Origin of the sequence: Streptomyces musisoli, from assembly GCF_016741855.1 — a bacterium.
Lineage (GTDB): Bacteria > Actinomycetota > Actinomycetes > Streptomycetales > Streptomycetaceae > Streptomyces > Streptomyces musisoli.
Map to the genome: position 1 here is coordinate 60,057 of NZ_JAERRH010000023.1, position 15,448 is coordinate 75,504.

Consider the following 15,448-nt stretch of genomic DNA (forward strand, 5'->3'; position numbering starts at 1 on the left):
ACACCGGCGAACACCTCACGGCCCGGGGGCGAGCACGTGCACGATGACCAGAGCGGCGACAGTCCGGCACTCACCGACCTGCGCAGGCGGCTGGAGGCCGGGCGGGCCCGCATGCGGCTGAGCAAGACGGATCTGGCCGGCCGCGCGGCGCTGGGCCGTACGACGGTGTCGGAGGCCTTCCAGATCGATGGGCCGGTGCCGTCGGCGGAGACGGTGGCGGCGCTGGCCCGTGCCTTGAGGCTGCCGGTCGGCGAGCTACTGGAGCTGCAGCGGGATGCGGCCGGGGGCGGTGAGCGGCCGGGGCCCGGCCGGTTGATCGGTGAGTGGGAGCCGCACGATCTGGAGGTCCATCCGGCCGGGCACAGCAGGGTCGTTGACGGCTCGGGTGTGTCCGGGACACGGGCGCTGCCCGGGTACGTGCGGCGCGACCATGACCGGGTGCTTGACGAGGCGGTGAGGGATGTGGCGGTCGGCCGCAGCCGGATCGTGGTCCTGGTGGGCACCTCGTCGACTGGGAAGACCCGGGCGTGCTGGGAGGCCGTGCAGCCGCTCGCGGAGAGGGGGTGGCGGCTGTGGCATCCCTTCGACCCGACCCGCGCCGAGGCCGCCTTGGAGGACCTGCACCGCGTTGGGCCGCGCACCGTGGTGTGGCTGAACGAGGCCCAGCACTACCTCGGTGACCGGGCGGCCGGTGAGCGGATCGCGGCGGCCGTGCACCATCTGCTGGTCACCCCGGAGCGCGGGCCGGTCCTCGTGCTGGGCACGCTCTGGCCCGAATACGCCCATCAGTACACGGCCCTGGCCACCCCGGGCGGGGAAGATCCGTACAGCCGGGCACGCGAACTCCTATCCGGCCGCACTCTGAGCATCCCGGATTCTTTCGACGCCCTGGCCCTGGCCGCGGCGGCCGTCCTCGCCGAGGGCGGGGACCGGCTGCTGGCCGACGCCCTCACCCGCACCCGCACCGACGGACGCATCCCCCAGGACCTGGCCGGTGCCCCCGAACTCCTCAACCGCTACCAGCGCGCAAGCCCGGCCGCCAAAGCGCTGCTGGAAGCGGCGATGGACGCCCGCCGCCTCGGCGTCGGCCTCCATCTCCCCCAGGCCTTCCTCACCGACGCCGCCCCCGACTACCTCAGCCAGAGCGACTACGACCAGCTGACCGACGACTGGGCCGAAGCCGCCTTCGCCGAACTCGCCGAACCAGTCCACGGCAGACAAGCCCCCCTGCGCCGTACCACCCCCCGCCCCCTACGACGCCCGCCCACTCCATCCACAGCTACGGCCCCGCCCTCCGCACAGCCGGCGGGGCCGGTGTTCCAGCTCGCCGACTACCTCGAACAACACGGCCGCACCACCCGCCGGTGGCTGTGCCCGCCCTCCTCGTTCTGGTACGCCGCCCACACCCGCCTGACCCGTCCTGATGACCTAGACAACCTCGCCCAGGCAGCCGAACGCCGGCACCGCCTGCAATGGGCCCACCATCTCCGACACCGCGCGGCCGACCACGGCGGCACCCGCGCCCTGTATCGCTTGGCCGAGGCCCGGGAGAAGGCCGGGGACCGGGAAGGCGCCGAAACCCTGGCCCGGCAGGCCGCCGACCACGGGGACACCTACGCCTTGCTCTACCTGGCCCAGGCCCGGGAGAGGGCCGGGGACCGGCAAGGTGCTGAAACCCTCTACCGGCAGGCCGCCGACCACGGGGACACCGACGCCCTGGCCCGCCTGGCCGAAGCCCGGGAAAAGGCCGGGGACCAGGAAGGCGCCGAAACCCTGGCCCGGCAGGCCGCCGACCACGGTAAGACCAACGCCCTCGTCCACCTGGCCCTGCGGCGGGAGAAGGCCGGGGACCAGGAAGGCGCCGAAACCCTGGCCCGGCAGGCCGCCGACCAGGGCAACACCGAAGCCCTGGTCCGCCTGGCCGAAGCCCGGGAAAAGGCCGGGGACCAGGAAGGCGCCGAAACCCTGGCCCGGCAGGCCGCCGACCAGGGCAACACCGATGCCATGGCCCGCTTGGCCATGGTCCGGGTTGAGGCCGGGGACCGGAAAGGTGCCGAAACCCTGGCCCGGCAGGCCGCCGACCACGGCAACACCTACGCCTTGGGCTACCTGGCCCGGGAGAGGGCCGGGGACCGGGAAGGCGCTGAAACCCTCTACCGGCAGGCCGCCGACCACGGCGACACCGACGCCCTGTACCAACTGGCCATGCTGCGGGAGGAGACCGGGGACCGGGAAGGCGCGGGAATCCTCTACCGGCAGGCCGCCGACCACGGCGACGCCGACGCCCTGGCCCGCCTGGCTGAGGCCCAGGAGGAGGCCGGGGACTGGGAAGGCGCCGAAACCCTGGCCCGGCAGGCCGCCGACCACGGCAACACCTACGCCCTCGTCCACCTGGCCCTGCGGCGGGAGGCAACCGGGGACCGGGAAGGCGCCGAAACCCTGGCCCGGCAGGCCGCCGACCACGGCAACACCTACGCCTTGTTCCACCTGGCCGCGGGCCGGGAGGAGGCCGGGGACCGGGAAGGCGCCGAAACCCTGGCCCGGCAGGGCGCCGACCTCGGCGACACCAACTACCCATTCTACAGCGAAGCGGAGAGCAGAGTATTTCTAAGGCTGTGGCCGGACGGTCTGGACCCGGACGGTACGCCGACGCCCCGATGGCAGTAATCCACACGCTAGCGGCCACGACGGGGCACCTGCCGTCGGTGGCCGCACCGGAAGCGCGAGAAGCCCGTGAGGGATCTCGCACTCCGCTCGCCCCGCGCAGGGTTGGGAGGCCCACGCTGAGGGGGCGCATCTTGACCGCGGTGAGGCCCGCGACGGCGGGCAGGCTGGTTCGTCCTGGGTGCAGTGAGCGGGGCGCGGCCGAGACCGTCCATGTGACCGGGTCTATCCGAGCCAGACGATGTCCAGGACGGACAGGTGGTGCAGCGATCGGTTGATCCAGTAGATGACGGACAGCTGGCCGGCGGAGGCGATGCGCACGTCTTCGCCGTCCGGGTCGCCGGTGTCCCACTGGGTGAAGCCCCACGGGTTGGCGGCGGCGTCCAGGAGGTCCCAGCCGGTCTGCTGGGCGTGCTCGGGCAGGGCGGCGAGGGAGTACGTGCGGCGGGACTCTTCCAGGGCCGTGGCCCATTCCTGTTCGAAGGCCGGAACCCACCGTGTGGCCCGGCGGTCGGCGCGCAGCTGCGCGAGCAGTTCGGCCGGGGCCTCAGCGGCCGGTGCGGGTGCGGGCGTGTGTGGGGGGATGGGAGCGTGGTCGGGCTGCGCGCTCATCGGCTGGTCCTCCCGGCGGGTCGTACCGCAACGGTACGCGCGCCGCGAGGCCAGGGGGACGGACATGCGGCGATCGCCTCCTACCGGGCCAGGGTGCGGGCGAGGTGGCGCAGTTGCTCGTCTTGGCGGTTGTAGGTGGCGGAGTCCGGCCGTGGCGCAGTCCCGGTCGTCCGGGGTGCGGTGAGGACCGGTCGGCGGAACGGGCGAGGGGCGAGCGCGTCGAGGCAGACGTTGCCCGCGCCGTAACACCGCCCTGCCCGACCGCGAGCACCACGAACTGACCGCCTGGCTGCCGCTCGCCGCGTTCGTGATGCTGTCCAAACAAAGCCCGGGCTTCCGCTTCGCTTCAGCCCGGGCCGACGGTCCGCTGCGCTCCCCGCCTGGGGATCAGCGTCTGCGGGCCCAGCCGGAACCGATTCCGGCCACATGCAAGGCCAGAGCCGTCAGCCCCAGCAGCATGACGTTCGTCGAAGAAAACGCATCGTTGGTACTGATGTCAGCCGCGTTGATCAAAAACGCAAAGAAGAACAGCACCGCAGCGACTATGCCAAGCATGACGAGCTCCTCTCACAAGGCGGTGAAACCCGTATGCCCGGCTATCGCTCGCGCAGACGCCGGGATGCCCGGGCCACGCTCGCGGTGAGTCAGGCATGCGCGTGGTGCGGCCCGGCCGCCCGCCGCGGCGCGGCGTGGTGCGCAGGGACGGCCGAGCCTGTGCTCTGAAGGCGCTGAAGCCACAGGGAAGCCGTGAGCAGGAGGCCGGTGAAGATGGCCAGGAGGAGGACGGAGACCCACATCTGCCGGCTCTCGGGAGACTGCCAGCCGGTCCAGGCCGTCGATGCCGCCCACATCAGGGCGCCCACCGCGTAGAAGGTGCGGACCCGGCGCAGCTGCCGCACGGCCCGCAGGGACATGATGCGATCAGTCGTGGATGCCATGCCGGCCCGGGTACCCCGCTGCAGGCGGTTCAGCAGACCGGGTTTGCTTCTGCGGATTCGTTCACTTTTCCTCTTGCTGCTGGGCGCGCCCCTCGAAGTCGCGTCGTACTGCTGCGCCTTGGTCTTCCACCAGCCCTGCACCGTCGGGGAGGTCCAGGACGGCGCCGCAGTGGCTGCACAGTTTCCCGTCTTCGGCGGGCGTGCCGCAGGCCTTGCAGAACCGGTTGCCTTTGTTGTTCTCGGTCTTCGGTGTCATGACTCTCCCCAGGCTGGTGGGATGTGATGGGTGCGGAGTACCCACACCACGTCCCTGCCGATCACCGCAGTACGAGAAGCGGATGACTCACCACGTTCGCCCGGGCCGCCGTCCCGCAGCAGTCCACGACCGGCGGCGCGCCAGAGAGAAGCGGGGTGGGCGGCGGTGCGCGCTTTTGGCCTGCGCAGGCGGCACGGCCTTCGTCGAGCGCCTCAACGATGCCGATGTCCTGTCGGTCCCGGGCGCGCACTGGTCCGATCTGAGCCAGTTGTGGATCTGGCTGCCCCCGCACACGCGTCCGGCTGCCCTGGACGGCCTGGGTGCCGGGGCCGGCCTCACGAGGGTGGTCGAAGCCGTCGAAGCTGCCCACCCGGACCTGCGGGAGCGGTTCCGTACCCAGCTGGCCGAAGAGTTGGAGCAGGACCCGGACGAGGATGGCCGGGACTCCAGCTCCCGGCCGGCCGCCGCGATGACGGTGCGCCCGGACAGGCGGCCGACAGCCGGCGTCAACCGGCCGGTCCACCGACCGGCGGACACACACCAGCCACCCCAAAGGCTGAAATGAAAACACGCAGTCGCCGGACAGGACCTGCATCCGCCCACAACTTGGAAAACACGAGGTTCTCTCATGATCAACGCTCGACGTCACATGGCCCGCCTCGCCGGCATCTCCTGCATCGCCGCCCTCGCCGCCGGAACGATCGGCGTGGCCAGCGCTGAAGCCGCACCCATGGTGCAGCACCAGGCGGCCGCATACTCCACCAGCCATAACGGGAACACGCAGGGAGGCGCGCAGGGCGACGGCCAAGGCAACACCCAGGGAGGCGGCAGCAGCTCGATGGGCCCCATGGGCGGCTAAACCACCACCAAAACCAACCCACCCAGTCCCGCGGAAAGCGGCAGATGAGGAGGGCCGCGATCGGGGCGGTCGGCGGCAGCGTTGAGGCCGCGGAGGACGTCCTGGGCGAACCCGGCGGGGGTGTCGGCCCACAGGGCATACGGGGTGCCGTGGCTCAGGTACGACAGGACCATAAGGTCCTGCCGCCGCCGACCGGCGCGCCACCCTCGCGACCCTTGACGACGACATCCTGTGCGCCGCGGCCAGGTGCTCGAGCTGGTCCAGGCGGACGAGCCAGCCGGGGACCGCGGACGTTCGGGTGCACAGGCCGGAGTCGACGATGTTCCGGGCGCGGGCCGCGAGGCCGCGATCCGAGGGCGGGGGTGTGCTGCATTCGGAACTATGGCCGCGGACCGCACGAACCGGTACGCCTAGCGTCGCGCGGTGTCGTTGCAGCGTGCACCCGTACGTAGATCCGATGCGTCATCTGCATACCTGGCCGCGGTTGCTTCACCCAGTGACGCGGGAAAGTGCCAGCCGCTGGGAGCGACAGGTGATAGGCCTTTCCTCCCCTTAGCCGCTGGCGCTGGCCCGTTGCGGCTGGCCGTCTCCACGGCGTTCTCGCTCGCAGCATTCGCTGCAGATTCGGTGCAGGAACGGCCGCTACTTGGACGAGGAGGTCCCCCTCCGACAGAGGCCTAGACACCCCCGCTGATCAGGGGAAACGCGTGTTGAAGGCGGCGGCGCGGACGTGCCAGGGTGCTCGCCGGGCGCACTCGGCGCCCTCGAGTAAGGGGGGAAGCCATCATTGCGGCCGTCATCACTGCGGCGGGCGTCATCGTTGCCGCGGTGATCACCACGCGGCGTAAGGGATCGGGGGAGGATGCACCGTGAGGTGACGTGACGCGAAGGCGCAGCTCTGGGCGTGTCACGTCACCTCGTGGAGAGGCGACCGAGCCCGGCGGGCCGCAGGTGCCGGTTTGCGTCGAGATACGACCGGGGCGCCTGCAGTCCTCGAGGAGCTGCTTCGCCGCGTCCAGTACCGCGGTGCTGCTCTCCAGCGCGACCCGCCCCAGGTGCCCCTCGAGGAGCTGCAGGCCCGCTCACCGTGGCGAGCGGCCGCCGTGGGCAGAGCGGGCCACAGCGCGGCCGTGGCGGCAATCTCGTCCGCGATCGTGGCGAACTCGGGGGCGTGCGTCCAGTCCGTCCCGCCACCCGAATCGACACGTCGCCGACACGAACAGTCCCCGCGTCCCCGGGCGGCGCAGGTGCCGTACGAGCCGGTTCACCGCGTCCGCCTGATCGGGAAAGAGCCGGCCCACTCGGAGCGGCCGGAGGCCTTCACGGACACTACACCCCCCCCCGAACGCCGTCCGTACGTAGAAAGTACGCGATATGTACGCCGTAGGACCCGTTCCACGGGTAGGATGAGGGTGGAGGTGTCCCATGTCCGAGCTGTTCGATGCCGTCGACGCGCTGGTCGCGTCCCGGTCCCCGCTGCCGCCGCCGGCGGAGCGCAGGCGGTTGCGCCAGGCGCACGCGCTCACCCTGGACGAGGTGGCCGCAGCGCTGAAGGTGCGGCGGGCGACCGTCGGCGCGTGGGAGTCGGGCAAGACCGAGCCGAGGCCGCCGGAGCGGGAGGCGTACGCGCGCCTGCTGGAACAGCTCGCCAAGCTCTACCCCGCTCCGGAGAGCACCGGTACCGAGATGGAGGACACCGCGGTGCCGCAGCCCGCTCCGGCGCCGGCAGCGCAGGCCCAGTCCGCGGCAGCGGCGCCGTCGACGCCCATGGTGAGCCCACCGACGGCACCGACAGACGCTGGGGAGCCAGCCGGGGACGGGGCAGAGGAATTTGCCGCCGCTCCCCCGCCAGCCGTTCGTGCACCGGCCGCCGTGTCGCGACCGCGTGCCGAGCGAGCGTCGCACGGCACGCGCCGTCCGGATGCGAGCAAGGCCGCCCCGGCCAACACGCCCGCGACCGGCGGCGCGTACGCGCACGGCCCGCTGCTCGTGCTCGATGCCGACGCCGACGCCGACGCCGACGCCGACCGCAATGTGACCGGCTACGGCGTCGGCGGTCTCATCCTGGACGTGCCCGCCAAGTCCCTGCCTGCCCTCATCGAGTGGACGCTTACCGAGGCGCGGCTCGGGGCGGAGAAGCTGCACGGCTCGGGCAAGGACGCCGACCCCCTGCTGGTCCTCACCGAGGCCGCGTGCGAACGCTACGGGCTGCCCGCCACGCTGTCGCACGAGGAGCGGCTCGCCGGGCGGCTGGCGGAGGGGCACAAGGTCATCAAGCAGCTCCAGCGTGCCGAGTGGAAGCTGACCAAGCGGGGGCTGGGGCCGTGGGCGCGGATCTACCGCCCCGCCCACGGCGGGCGGCGGCAGTGCGTGCAGCTGTGCATTCCTTCCTGGCGTGCCCTCGATGCCCGCGCGTGGGGCCATGCCGCGCGGCTGGAGCCCGCGGAGCTGGCCCGGGTGCTGGGCGTGTACGCGCAGCGGGTGATGACCCCGGTCGGCTCGGCGGCGGTCACCGGTCTGCAGCTGATGACCGCACTGAACCCGCCGACCCGTGCGAGCGAGCCGGACGCCGACGGCCGGCGCCACTCCGAACACCGGCCCGGCTCGCTGGGCACCGAGCCGATGGACCCGGCCCCGTGCGAGGCGACCGACGGCCACCCCGTCCTCGCCGACCTTCCGCGGTTCCATGTGCGCGGCCCCGAGGAGAAGCTGTTCGAGGAGGCCTACGACTGGGCGCGGGACCTGACCGACGCCGAGTGCATGAAGCGCCACCTGGTCGGTATCGACGTCAACCTCGCCTTCGGCGCGGCCGCCAATGGCGCCGTCGTCGGCCTCGCGTCACCGCCGGTCCACGTCACCGATCCGGCCTTCGATCCGGCGCTGCCCGGCTCGTGGCTGGTCGACCTCTCCCACGTCGACCTGAACCGGGTGAAGGTCGGCAAGCAGTGGCGCGACCTGGACGGTGATCTGCTGCCCAGCCCGTTCACACCGTCCGGCCGGCGCCCTGAGGGGCCGGCCTGGTACGCCACGCCCACCGTGGCGTATGCCGTCGAACTCGGCTACGACGTCGCCCCGGTGGAGGCGTGGGTGCGCTCCGAGAGCGGCCGGTTCCTGGACGGCTGGTACAAGCGGCTGCGCGACGCTTACATCGCGACCATGAAGGATCTCGGGGTGGGCGAGAAGCTGTCCCCGATCGAGTTCCTGGAGGCGATGGACGGCTACCGGCAGCGTGATCCGGAGCTGGGCATCGTCGTGGACGCCGTCAAGATGACCGTCAAGGGCGGCATCGGCAAGCTGCGGGAGAAGGCGCGCGGCGGCGGCTGGAAGCCGGGACAGGCCTGGACCGCCCTCGCCCGCCCGACGTGGCGGCCCGACATCCGCGCCGCCGTGATCTCCCGGGCCCGGATCAACATGCACCGCAAGATGGTCGCCCTGGCGGCGGCCACCGGGCAGTATCCGGTCGCGGTCCTCTCCGACTGCGCCGTCTACGCCGCAGACGGGCCCAGCCCGCTCGACGTCCTGCCCTACGACTCGGGCGGCAAGACCGTGCCCGGCAGCTTCCGGCTCGGCGTCTCCCCCGGGATGGTCAAGCACGAGGGCACCCAGAGCGTGCTCTGGGGCGCCAACATCCTCGAGCAGCTCGCCGACGACGGCAAGGTCGCCAACCTCGCCCGCTACATCAAGACCGGCGAGGTCACCGCCAAGGACACCGGAGAGTAGGGGAATCGCGGCATGGTCACGGTCGGGGAAGGACTCGACAAAGCGGTGCAGGGCGCGTTCACCCGCCCGATCCCGAAGACCGCCGGGGCACAGATGCGCTACCTGGTCCGCCAGCACCAGCGCAGCACCCGGCGGGTGGCCGAGCTGCTCGGCATCAGCCAGCGCACCGTCAAACGGTACGTGAAGAACCAGATCAAAACCCCCCGGCCCCAGCTCGCCGACCGCCTTGAACGCGAGGTCCGCGTGCGCTGGCAGCCGCAAGTCAGGGCCAAGGCCAAGCAGACCGCGGCCACCACCGGCGGCATCATGATCGATGTCCAGGGCCGCTTCGGCTACACCGCCGCCCCCGGCAGCACCGACGACGCCCGCGTCCGCCACCTCACCCTCGCCCTGCCGCCACAGCACGCCGCCCGCCTCTTCACGGCCCGGGAGGCAGGTGCCACCGAGGACCAGCTCCGCCAGATTGCCGCCGAGGCCCTGGGCGAGGTCTACTTCCGCGACAACGGCCACCGCGCCCACGGCCTCGAAGTCGAACTCACCGACCTGATCGACCTCGAGTTCGAGCTGTAGCCCGGGCCGTCACGCCACCGCGCCAAACGGTGAGCGGCAGCGGCGCCTCGTCGGACCGCGCCCAAGGGCCGGCCGTTGCACCTTTCCACCCCGCCGAGCGCTGAGGGCTGTTCGCCGCTCCACGGCCAGGACGACGAGCCGGCCGCGGATTCGGCGGCGCGTGCCGACCGTCTCGGCTGACCTCGCACGGCTTTCGCCCATCAGCCCCGGCGGGCCTCGCTAGGGTGCCGCAAGACAACGGACCACGCTGCCGAGGGGACCATCGTGGACATCGCCGAGGCGCAGAGGCTCGCCTGGGAGAACAAGCTCAGCAAAGGGTTCAACACCACAGACGTGCCGATGGAGTTCGGGCTCCTGACGGCGGAGGTCGGTGAAGCTTTCACGGCTTGGCGCAAGCAGCTTCCCGACCGGGGCGAAGAGCTGGCCGACGTGTTCCTGTACCTGGTGGGGCTTGCCCAGATGCAGGGCGTGGACCTGGCTGAGGAAGTCGCGCGCAAGATCGAGAAGAATGCACGCCGTACCTACACCCCGGGGGCCAACGGCACTCTCCTGCGGACCGGGGAAGAATAGGCCGGGCGGCTCCCTGTGCCGGTCCGCGTGCGTACCGGTTCCGCGTGGGCGGTCAGACGGTGCCCCATGCGCTGGCGCGGGCCGGCCTGCTGTCGCAAATCCGCGTCTTGGCCAACAAGCTCTGCAGCCGGGCGGGCATGTCAGCGCCTGGGGTGGTGCGCGGCGGCGCTGGTGGCTAGGGCGCGGTGTGCGCCGCGTTGCACGTCTGTGCCCGCGGTGCGGACATTTGCCCTGGCTGCGCAGGTGGGCGCCGGGTCATGATGGGGCGCCGTGCCCGGCCGGGGCGGGGCCGTGGCGGTCAGGCGTGAGGAGAGCTGTGGCAGCAGGGGCGTTACGGACCGTGCCGCTGGCTGGGGAGCTGACCGCGTCGCTGATCAACCGGGCCGCGGACCGCTACGGTCTGCCGGCCGCGGGCGTGCTGCGGCTGTGGACGTGACGTAACTCCCCCGTGCGGCACGAGGGCGGGGGTGTGCGCGCCGATGCGGAGGTCGTCCTCAACGAGGCCGGGCGGGGTGTGTTCGCCGAGCTGTGCGGGATGGGGCAGACCGGCGCTCACCTGTATCACCTGACCACCGGAACCCTCGACCGCCGAGAGGAAGGCTGTCGTCCCGGGTGTCCGTTCGACACGACTCTGTTCGGGCTTGGCGACGCCGCACCCGCGTTTATCGGCCGACATCTCGCGGCCGAGCTTGCCCGCGACGGCCACAACGACTTCCGGTCGCGCATCACCCGACTCGTGCGCCGGTGGCATCACCTCGGCTCATGACGACATTGGCCACGACACGACGGAGTCAGTGCCATGGCTGACTACCCGGCAGCTTGGCCATCGCCAGGTGATTGAGAGGGAGACCGCCGATGGCAACGGCGCATGGACAGCCAGATTCACTCACGACGGCTGACACCGGAGCCCGGATATATCCGCTCAGGGGATGGGACGACATCGGCCCGCACAGCACGGTGCGGGCCGATGCGTGTGTCGTCGCCTTCTAGGAGGCGGTCGGAGTGCCGGTTGAAGCCGGCGTTTTGCCGGGCGAAGTGGGCTGCCCGGTGAAGACGACGAGGTGCCAGGTTCCCTTGCCCCGGGTCACCGTGAAGGTGTCGTTCATGGGCTTGCCCGCCTTGTCCGTGGCGGCGAGATGGGCGCTGCCGGTGTTGGGGCCCATGTCGTGGTTGATCTCGAGATCGCTGATCTTCCATCCTCGTCCGCCTTTGTCGGCGAGGATCTTTGCTGCTTCTCGTCGCGACCAGGGCTCGTCCTTAACGCCGCCGATCCGGATGAGGCCGGTCGTACTGCGTGTGTTGAGAGCGGAGATGTAGTCGGTGACGGCCTGGCGTGCGCCGTCAGTCGGTGAGGCAGCGGGTTTGGCTTCGTCGTTGTCCGACGAGCAGCCGGACAGGACCAGTAACGCGATCGCGGCGACGGCGATGCGGCGACGGTTCACGGAAGGGCTCCTTCTTCTCCTGTGAGGGGTCGGCAGCCTGTCACGTGCGATGGGCGTACCACCAGGTGTTCGGGTGGTCGGAGACGAGCGTGCTCACGGGCTTGTTGTGCGTGTCGTACCAGTACCAGTTCTCGGCTCCGCCCCAGGTGTACGACGTCCAGAGGCTGACGGGTCCGTAGAACCAGTACTTGTTGCTGGTGCGCTGGATGATGGAGCCACCTGCAGGCTTCCAGCCGCCGGCGAGCATGATCTGCGACAGGAAGTTCGTGCAGTCATTGCCGCCGTAGGTGCGGAAGGCGGAGTTGTGGTGTTTCCAGTACTTCTCCGCGTAGGCAATCATCTTGTTGTAGCTGTACGCGGCTGTCGTGGCGGGTTTCACTGCTCCGGGGCAAAGCACGAGAAGCCGCGATGCAATATCTGCCCCGTTCATCGGCGCATGACAAGACGCGGTGCGCGGCGTACCAGGGTGACGGCGGCCAGCCCAATCCCTTCGCCCTCGTCGTCTTGGTGGGGTCCTTGCCCGTGCTGCCCCGCGCGAACATGGTGTCTCATGGGGCAGCGCGATCGCGTGGCCCGTCAGCCCCTTGGAGGGAACCGTGTTACGTCCCGCTCGACTGATCTGGGCGAACAACCTTGACCGTTCCTCGGGCGTCACGCTCACCCGGGGCGGCCACTCAGAGCCCATCGACTTGACCGAGGTGACGGCGGTCTTCCTTTCCGTCGTCGTCGGCGATCTCCCGCAGGGCATGACTGACAGGCCTTCCGAAGGCCCCTGGCTCGGCGTCGCCCTCCAGGTTCGTGACGCCGGCGGCACCTGGCTTCCCGCCGCGATCTTGGAGCCCCGCTACAACATGCATGCTCAAGAGCCATGGCAGGCTGGCCCATTCGCCAGCCATGCCTCCGTGGGGCAGGTCCTTGCCGCAGGCAGCTCGCACAACGGCGACAAGACGGTGCCGATGGTCCTGCCGCCCCTCGCACGGATTCGTTGGGACGTTCGCAATTGGCATCGCGGCGCCAACCGGCCCGTGTCCTTTGGCCGGACCGTGATCTCGCTGTACGGGCGCTGACCGCCTCGCCGTCCGCACTGGCTGGACCAGCGTGGCCAAAGCCCCGATATCCGTATGGCGGAGTTCAGCGTGCGAGGTGCACGAGCCAAACGGCCCCCAAGGGCCGGGTGGTGATATCCCCCGTTACCGGGCTACCAACCTTCGGGTCCCGCATGACTTCCCCCCTTTGTTGTTCATGATCCGGGGGGTCGGTGTCAGCGGGCCCTGAGGTATCGACGGACCACTGATGATGGTTGACAAGGTGTTTTTGAACGTCGTCTTCTCAACTTGCCGTGCCCTCTGCCGAGTCCGCGCCCTTGCCAGGAGCGCTCAGCTCTCATTATCTTGACGTCAAGATTCCTTGGTGGAGGAGAAGTTGTGGCTCTGGGAACGCTCGGATACGCCTTGGACGGCCTGCATCACGTGCAGCTTGCGATCCCACCAGGTGCTGAGGACATCTGCCGCGAGTTCTGGGGAGACGTTCTCGGCATGACAGAGCTCGAGAAGCCGCCGGTGCTGGCGACTCGTGGTGGGTGCTGGTTCCGATGTGGTGGCCTGGAGGTCCACTTGGGGGTTGAAGAGGACTTCCGCCCGAACAGGAAGGCGCATCCGGGCATCCTTGTGACCTCGCTCCAGGCGCTCGCCAAGCGGTTGGAAGACAAAGGAGTGAGCGTCACCTGGGATGACAACTTTCCTGGCCACGATCGCTTCTATGCGTTCGACAAGCTGGGCAATCGGCTCGAGTTCCTTGAACCTGTCCGCGAATGATGACGTCGCATGATCACGGCGTCCTCTTCGTCCACTGGCTGGTGCGGGGGCTTTTTCGGTTCAGGCGCCGGGTCATCATGGTGATGAGTGCCCAGTTCAGGTGTGCTTCGGAGTGCTGGGGAAGGCGTTCGTTGCGGCGTGCGTTCATGCACCAGCCGATCGTGCGCTCGACTTTCCAGCGGCGGGGCAGGATGACGAAGCACACCCAGCGGCGCAGCCCGGGGCGTGGGTTGAGCCGGGTGTCCGGCCCCATTCCGATCAGAAGGCCCGGCACCAGCTCTCTCGGGTGCAGGACGTGGGCTCGTGTCGTGGCGGCCTCCAGGACATCCCGTGCCTGATCCCGGCTTCATCGCGTAGGCACCGCGCGGCAGGGGTCGCTGGGGCCGGGAGACCGCGAAGAACCATGCTGAGGGCGTGTAGGCGTGCGCAATGATGGTCTGGGTCGTGAAGTCGATGTGACGCTGGATCTCTTCCTCGGCGTGGCCGACGCGGGCGAAGCGGTCGCGGTAGGCGCGCTCGATCTGGTGCTCCGGCATCCAGGCGGTGTGGTCGTTATCCCGGTAGGGGACGACCGCGGCCTGCTGTTCCTTATCGCGTGCTGCGCCGCCGTACACGAAGTGCGGTGCCATCTCGCTCGCCGGCACATCCACGACCAGGACGGTCTTCGTCCCGTCGGTCAGCTCGAATATGTCCAGGTCCTGCAGGTAGGGCTGGACGTGGTTGCGGATCCACTGGGCGTACTGCTGCCAGTTGACCTCGTCAGGGTCAATGCCCACCACAGCGGTCGTCTTGTCCTGGACACCGAAGATGATCAGCCCGCCGCGTGTGTTGGCCATGGCGGCGACGTCCTTCGCCAACTCGTTCCACCGGCCGTCCCGGGGCGGCTGAGGAAGCACCTCCTTCCACCGCGGCCTGGCGGACCATGTCGAAGGTGAGAGGACCGGGCGGGCATCCGAGGTGCTCGTGGAGTCTTGTCCATGTACGTGCCATGCGCGGCAGCGTAGAGGGCCTATCGGCCTCTACCAGAGACGCTTCCCCCTGCGATGGCAGGCGCTGAGTAACCCTCCAGAAAACTGATGGCTCAACAGGGCCCTGCCCCCGTACTCGCGAGCGCGATCCCGTCCCTCTTTGAGCGCTTGTTCACCCTGGTTGTCACGAGGGGCCGGGACGTTGTCGGTGGCGGCCGATACGTTGCGATCATGGGTGTCTATCTGGTGAGTGTCGCCGCGCAGGACTGGTCTCAGCCCGGGGAGGACGGGTACGGGGACGTCGCCGCCGCGCTGAACACCGAGCTGGAGCGGCGCGGCCTGCCCCCTTACGAGCTGCGGCAGGCCGCACGGGAGGCGCCTGGCTGGTTCGAGGAGAAGGTCAGCCCGTCCATGGACGGCTTCGTGGCGCTGTGCAGGACGCGGCTGACCGACGCGGAGCTGTCAGCCCTCCTCGACTGGAACGTGCTGGTGCCCCTCGCGCTGGAGGAGGAGATCGTGCTCCCCGTCGGCACCGCCTACTCCGGCGAGGAGACAACGGTCGCCGGGGCCCCGCGGGTTCTCGCCCTGGCCGAGCGGCTGGCCGGTGCTGTCGGGTTGCCCGTGGACGCGATACCGGCCGACGGGAACCTCGCCCTGAGCCTGTGGTTCCTGGAGGGCGGGGCGGAACGGACCGCACGGGTGCGGCCGGGACCGTGGGCCGAGGACCGGGACGCGGCCTTCTACGTGGCGCTCTACCTACGCGCCGCGCAGTACTCCCTGCGGAACGGCTGCCCGATCACCTACTCCTGAGCCGGACACGGCGGCGGCCGACCATCCGGGTCTGGGTCAGGGACCGCCGCGTCACGTCGTTCCTGGAACCCAGCGGCAGCGCTGCGCACACCCGGGCACAGCGCGGGCCTCTGAGAGGGCTCCCGGTCGACGCGCGGTCACGCGGCCTGGACGGCTCGCCGGGCGCGAGCCAGCTGGCGCAGCTCGAAGCGCGCCGCCGGCGCCGAAGGGACGGTCTCTCAGTAG

At 70.2% G+C, this 15,448-nt stretch carries 16 protein-coding genes and 2 pseudogenes; 10 read left to right on the forward strand and 8 right to left on the reverse strand.

The features are described 5' to 3' along the window. The first annotated feature begins 36 nt into the window (after positions 1–36). Positions 37–2,667, forward strand: a complete 2,631-nt coding sequence (locus JK361_RS35130) for a tetratricopeptide repeat protein (RefSeq protein WP_201826172.1) — start codon at positions 37–39, stop codon at positions 2,665–2,667. A gap of 222 nt (positions 2,668–2,889) precedes the next feature. Here JK361_RS35130 and JK361_RS41705 read toward each other — a convergent pair whose 3' ends face one another. The 4 genes from JK361_RS41705 to JK361_RS35150 form a co-directional block, all read right to left on the reverse strand. Continuing rightward, a complete protein-coding gene (locus JK361_RS41705) occupies positions 2,890–3,342 on the reverse strand; it encodes a DUF6247 family protein (protein ID WP_236054132.1) in 453 nt (150 codons plus the stop codon). A gap of 321 nt (positions 3,343–3,663) precedes the next feature. Then, complete coding sequence (locus JK361_RS35140) at positions 3,664–3,831, reverse strand: hypothetical protein (protein ID WP_201826174.1); 168 nt, start codon at positions 3,829–3,831, stop codon at positions 3,664–3,666. An 89-nt stretch (positions 3,832–3,920) separates the two neighbouring features. Continuing rightward, the gene (locus JK361_RS35145) at positions 3,921–4,214 is read right to left on the reverse strand and encodes a hypothetical protein (RefSeq protein ID WP_201826177.1); all 294 of its coding nucleotides are present in this window, start codon (positions 4,212–4,214) and stop codon (positions 3,921–3,923) included. Between the two features lie 61 nt (positions 4,215–4,275). Continuing rightward, positions 4,276–4,470, reverse strand: coding sequence for a double zinc ribbon domain-containing protein (locus tag JK361_RS35150; RefSeq protein WP_201826178.1), 195 nt, complete (start codon positions 4,468–4,470; stop codon positions 4,276–4,278). Positions 4,471–4,645: 175 nt separating this feature from the next. Between JK361_RS35150 and JK361_RS35155 the strand changes: the two genes are divergently transcribed. The 6 genes from JK361_RS35155 (at position 4,646) to JK361_RS35180 (ending at position 10,955) form a co-directional block, all read left to right on the forward strand. After that, positions 4,646–5,035 carry a hypothetical protein gene (locus tag JK361_RS35155; RefSeq protein ID WP_201826181.1) on the forward strand — a complete coding sequence of 130 codons (390 nt, stop codon included), beginning with the start codon at positions 4,646–4,648 and terminating at the stop codon, positions 5,033–5,035. A gap of 63 nt (positions 5,036–5,098) precedes the next feature. Beyond that, positions 5,099–5,329, forward strand: coding sequence for a hypothetical protein (locus tag JK361_RS35160; protein ID WP_201826183.1), 231 nt, complete (start codon positions 5,099–5,101; stop codon positions 5,327–5,329). A 1,425-nt stretch (positions 5,330–6,754) separates the two neighbouring features. After that, positions 6,755–9,049 (forward strand): telomere-associated protein Tap, encoded by a 2,295-nt coding sequence (gene tap / locus JK361_RS35165; protein WP_201826185.1) that lies wholly within the window; start codon positions 6,755–6,757, stop codon positions 9,047–9,049. A gap of 12 nt (positions 9,050–9,061) precedes the next feature. Further along, complete coding sequence (tpg, locus tag JK361_RS35170; RefSeq protein WP_201826188.1) at positions 9,062–9,619, forward strand: telomere-protecting terminal protein Tpg; 558 nt, start codon at positions 9,062–9,064, stop codon at positions 9,617–9,619. A 264-nt stretch (positions 9,620–9,883) separates the two neighbouring features. Beyond that, the gene (locus JK361_RS35175; protein WP_201826190.1) at positions 9,884–10,189 is read left to right on the forward strand and encodes a MazG nucleotide pyrophosphohydrolase domain-containing protein; all 306 of its coding nucleotides are present in this window, start codon (positions 9,884–9,886) and stop codon (positions 10,187–10,189) included. Positions 10,190–10,658: 469 nt separating this feature from the next. Continuing rightward, complete coding sequence (locus JK361_RS35180; RefSeq protein WP_201826192.1) at positions 10,659–10,955, forward strand: hypothetical protein; 297 nt, start codon at positions 10,659–10,661, stop codon at positions 10,953–10,955. Positions 10,956–11,175: 220 nt separating this feature from the next. Here the strand turns inward: JK361_RS35180 and JK361_RS35185 are convergent, their stop codons facing one another. Both JK361_RS35185 and JK361_RS35190 read right to left on the reverse strand, forming a co-directional pair. Then, positions 11,176–11,631, reverse strand: a complete 456-nt coding sequence (locus tag JK361_RS35185; RefSeq protein WP_201826194.1) for a YdgH/BhsA/McbA family protein — start codon at positions 11,629–11,631, stop codon at positions 11,176–11,178. 40 nt (positions 11,632–11,671) lie between these two features. Continuing rightward, entirely contained in the window at positions 11,672–12,010 is a 339-nt protein-coding gene (locus tag JK361_RS35190; protein WP_201826196.1) for an amidase domain-containing protein, read from the reverse strand. 310 nt (positions 12,011–12,320) lie between these two features. Here JK361_RS35190 and JK361_RS35195 point away from each other — a divergent pair, with 310 nt between their 5' ends. Further along, positions 12,321–12,698 carry a hypothetical protein gene (locus JK361_RS35195; protein WP_201826198.1) on the forward strand — a complete coding sequence of 126 codons (378 nt, stop codon included), beginning with the start codon at positions 12,321–12,323 and terminating at the stop codon, positions 12,696–12,698. A 357-nt stretch (positions 12,699–13,055) separates the two neighbouring features. Beyond that, entirely contained in the window at positions 13,056–13,445 is a 390-nt protein-coding gene (locus tag JK361_RS35200) for a VOC family protein (protein WP_307787393.1), read from the forward strand. A 22-nt stretch (positions 13,446–13,467) separates the two neighbouring features. On the opposite strand, the pseudogene JK361_RS41710 reads toward JK361_RS35200, so the two are convergent. Together JK361_RS41710 and JK361_RS41715 are read right to left on the reverse strand one after the other, a co-directional pair. Further along, positions 13,468–13,644: pseudogene (locus tag JK361_RS41710) on the reverse strand (IS5-like element IS4811 family transposase); the annotation flags it as partial. 358 nt (positions 13,645–14,002) lie between these two features. Then, a pseudogene (locus JK361_RS41715) lies at positions 14,003–14,341 on the reverse strand (AlbA family DNA-binding domain-containing protein); the annotation flags it as partial. Between the two features lie 303 nt (positions 14,342–14,644). Between JK361_RS41715 and JK361_RS35210 the strand changes: the two are divergent. After that, entirely contained in the window at positions 14,645–15,223 is a 579-nt protein-coding gene (locus JK361_RS35210; RefSeq protein ID WP_201826202.1) for a hypothetical protein, read from the forward strand. Positions 15,224–15,448 lie beyond the last annotated feature (225 nt).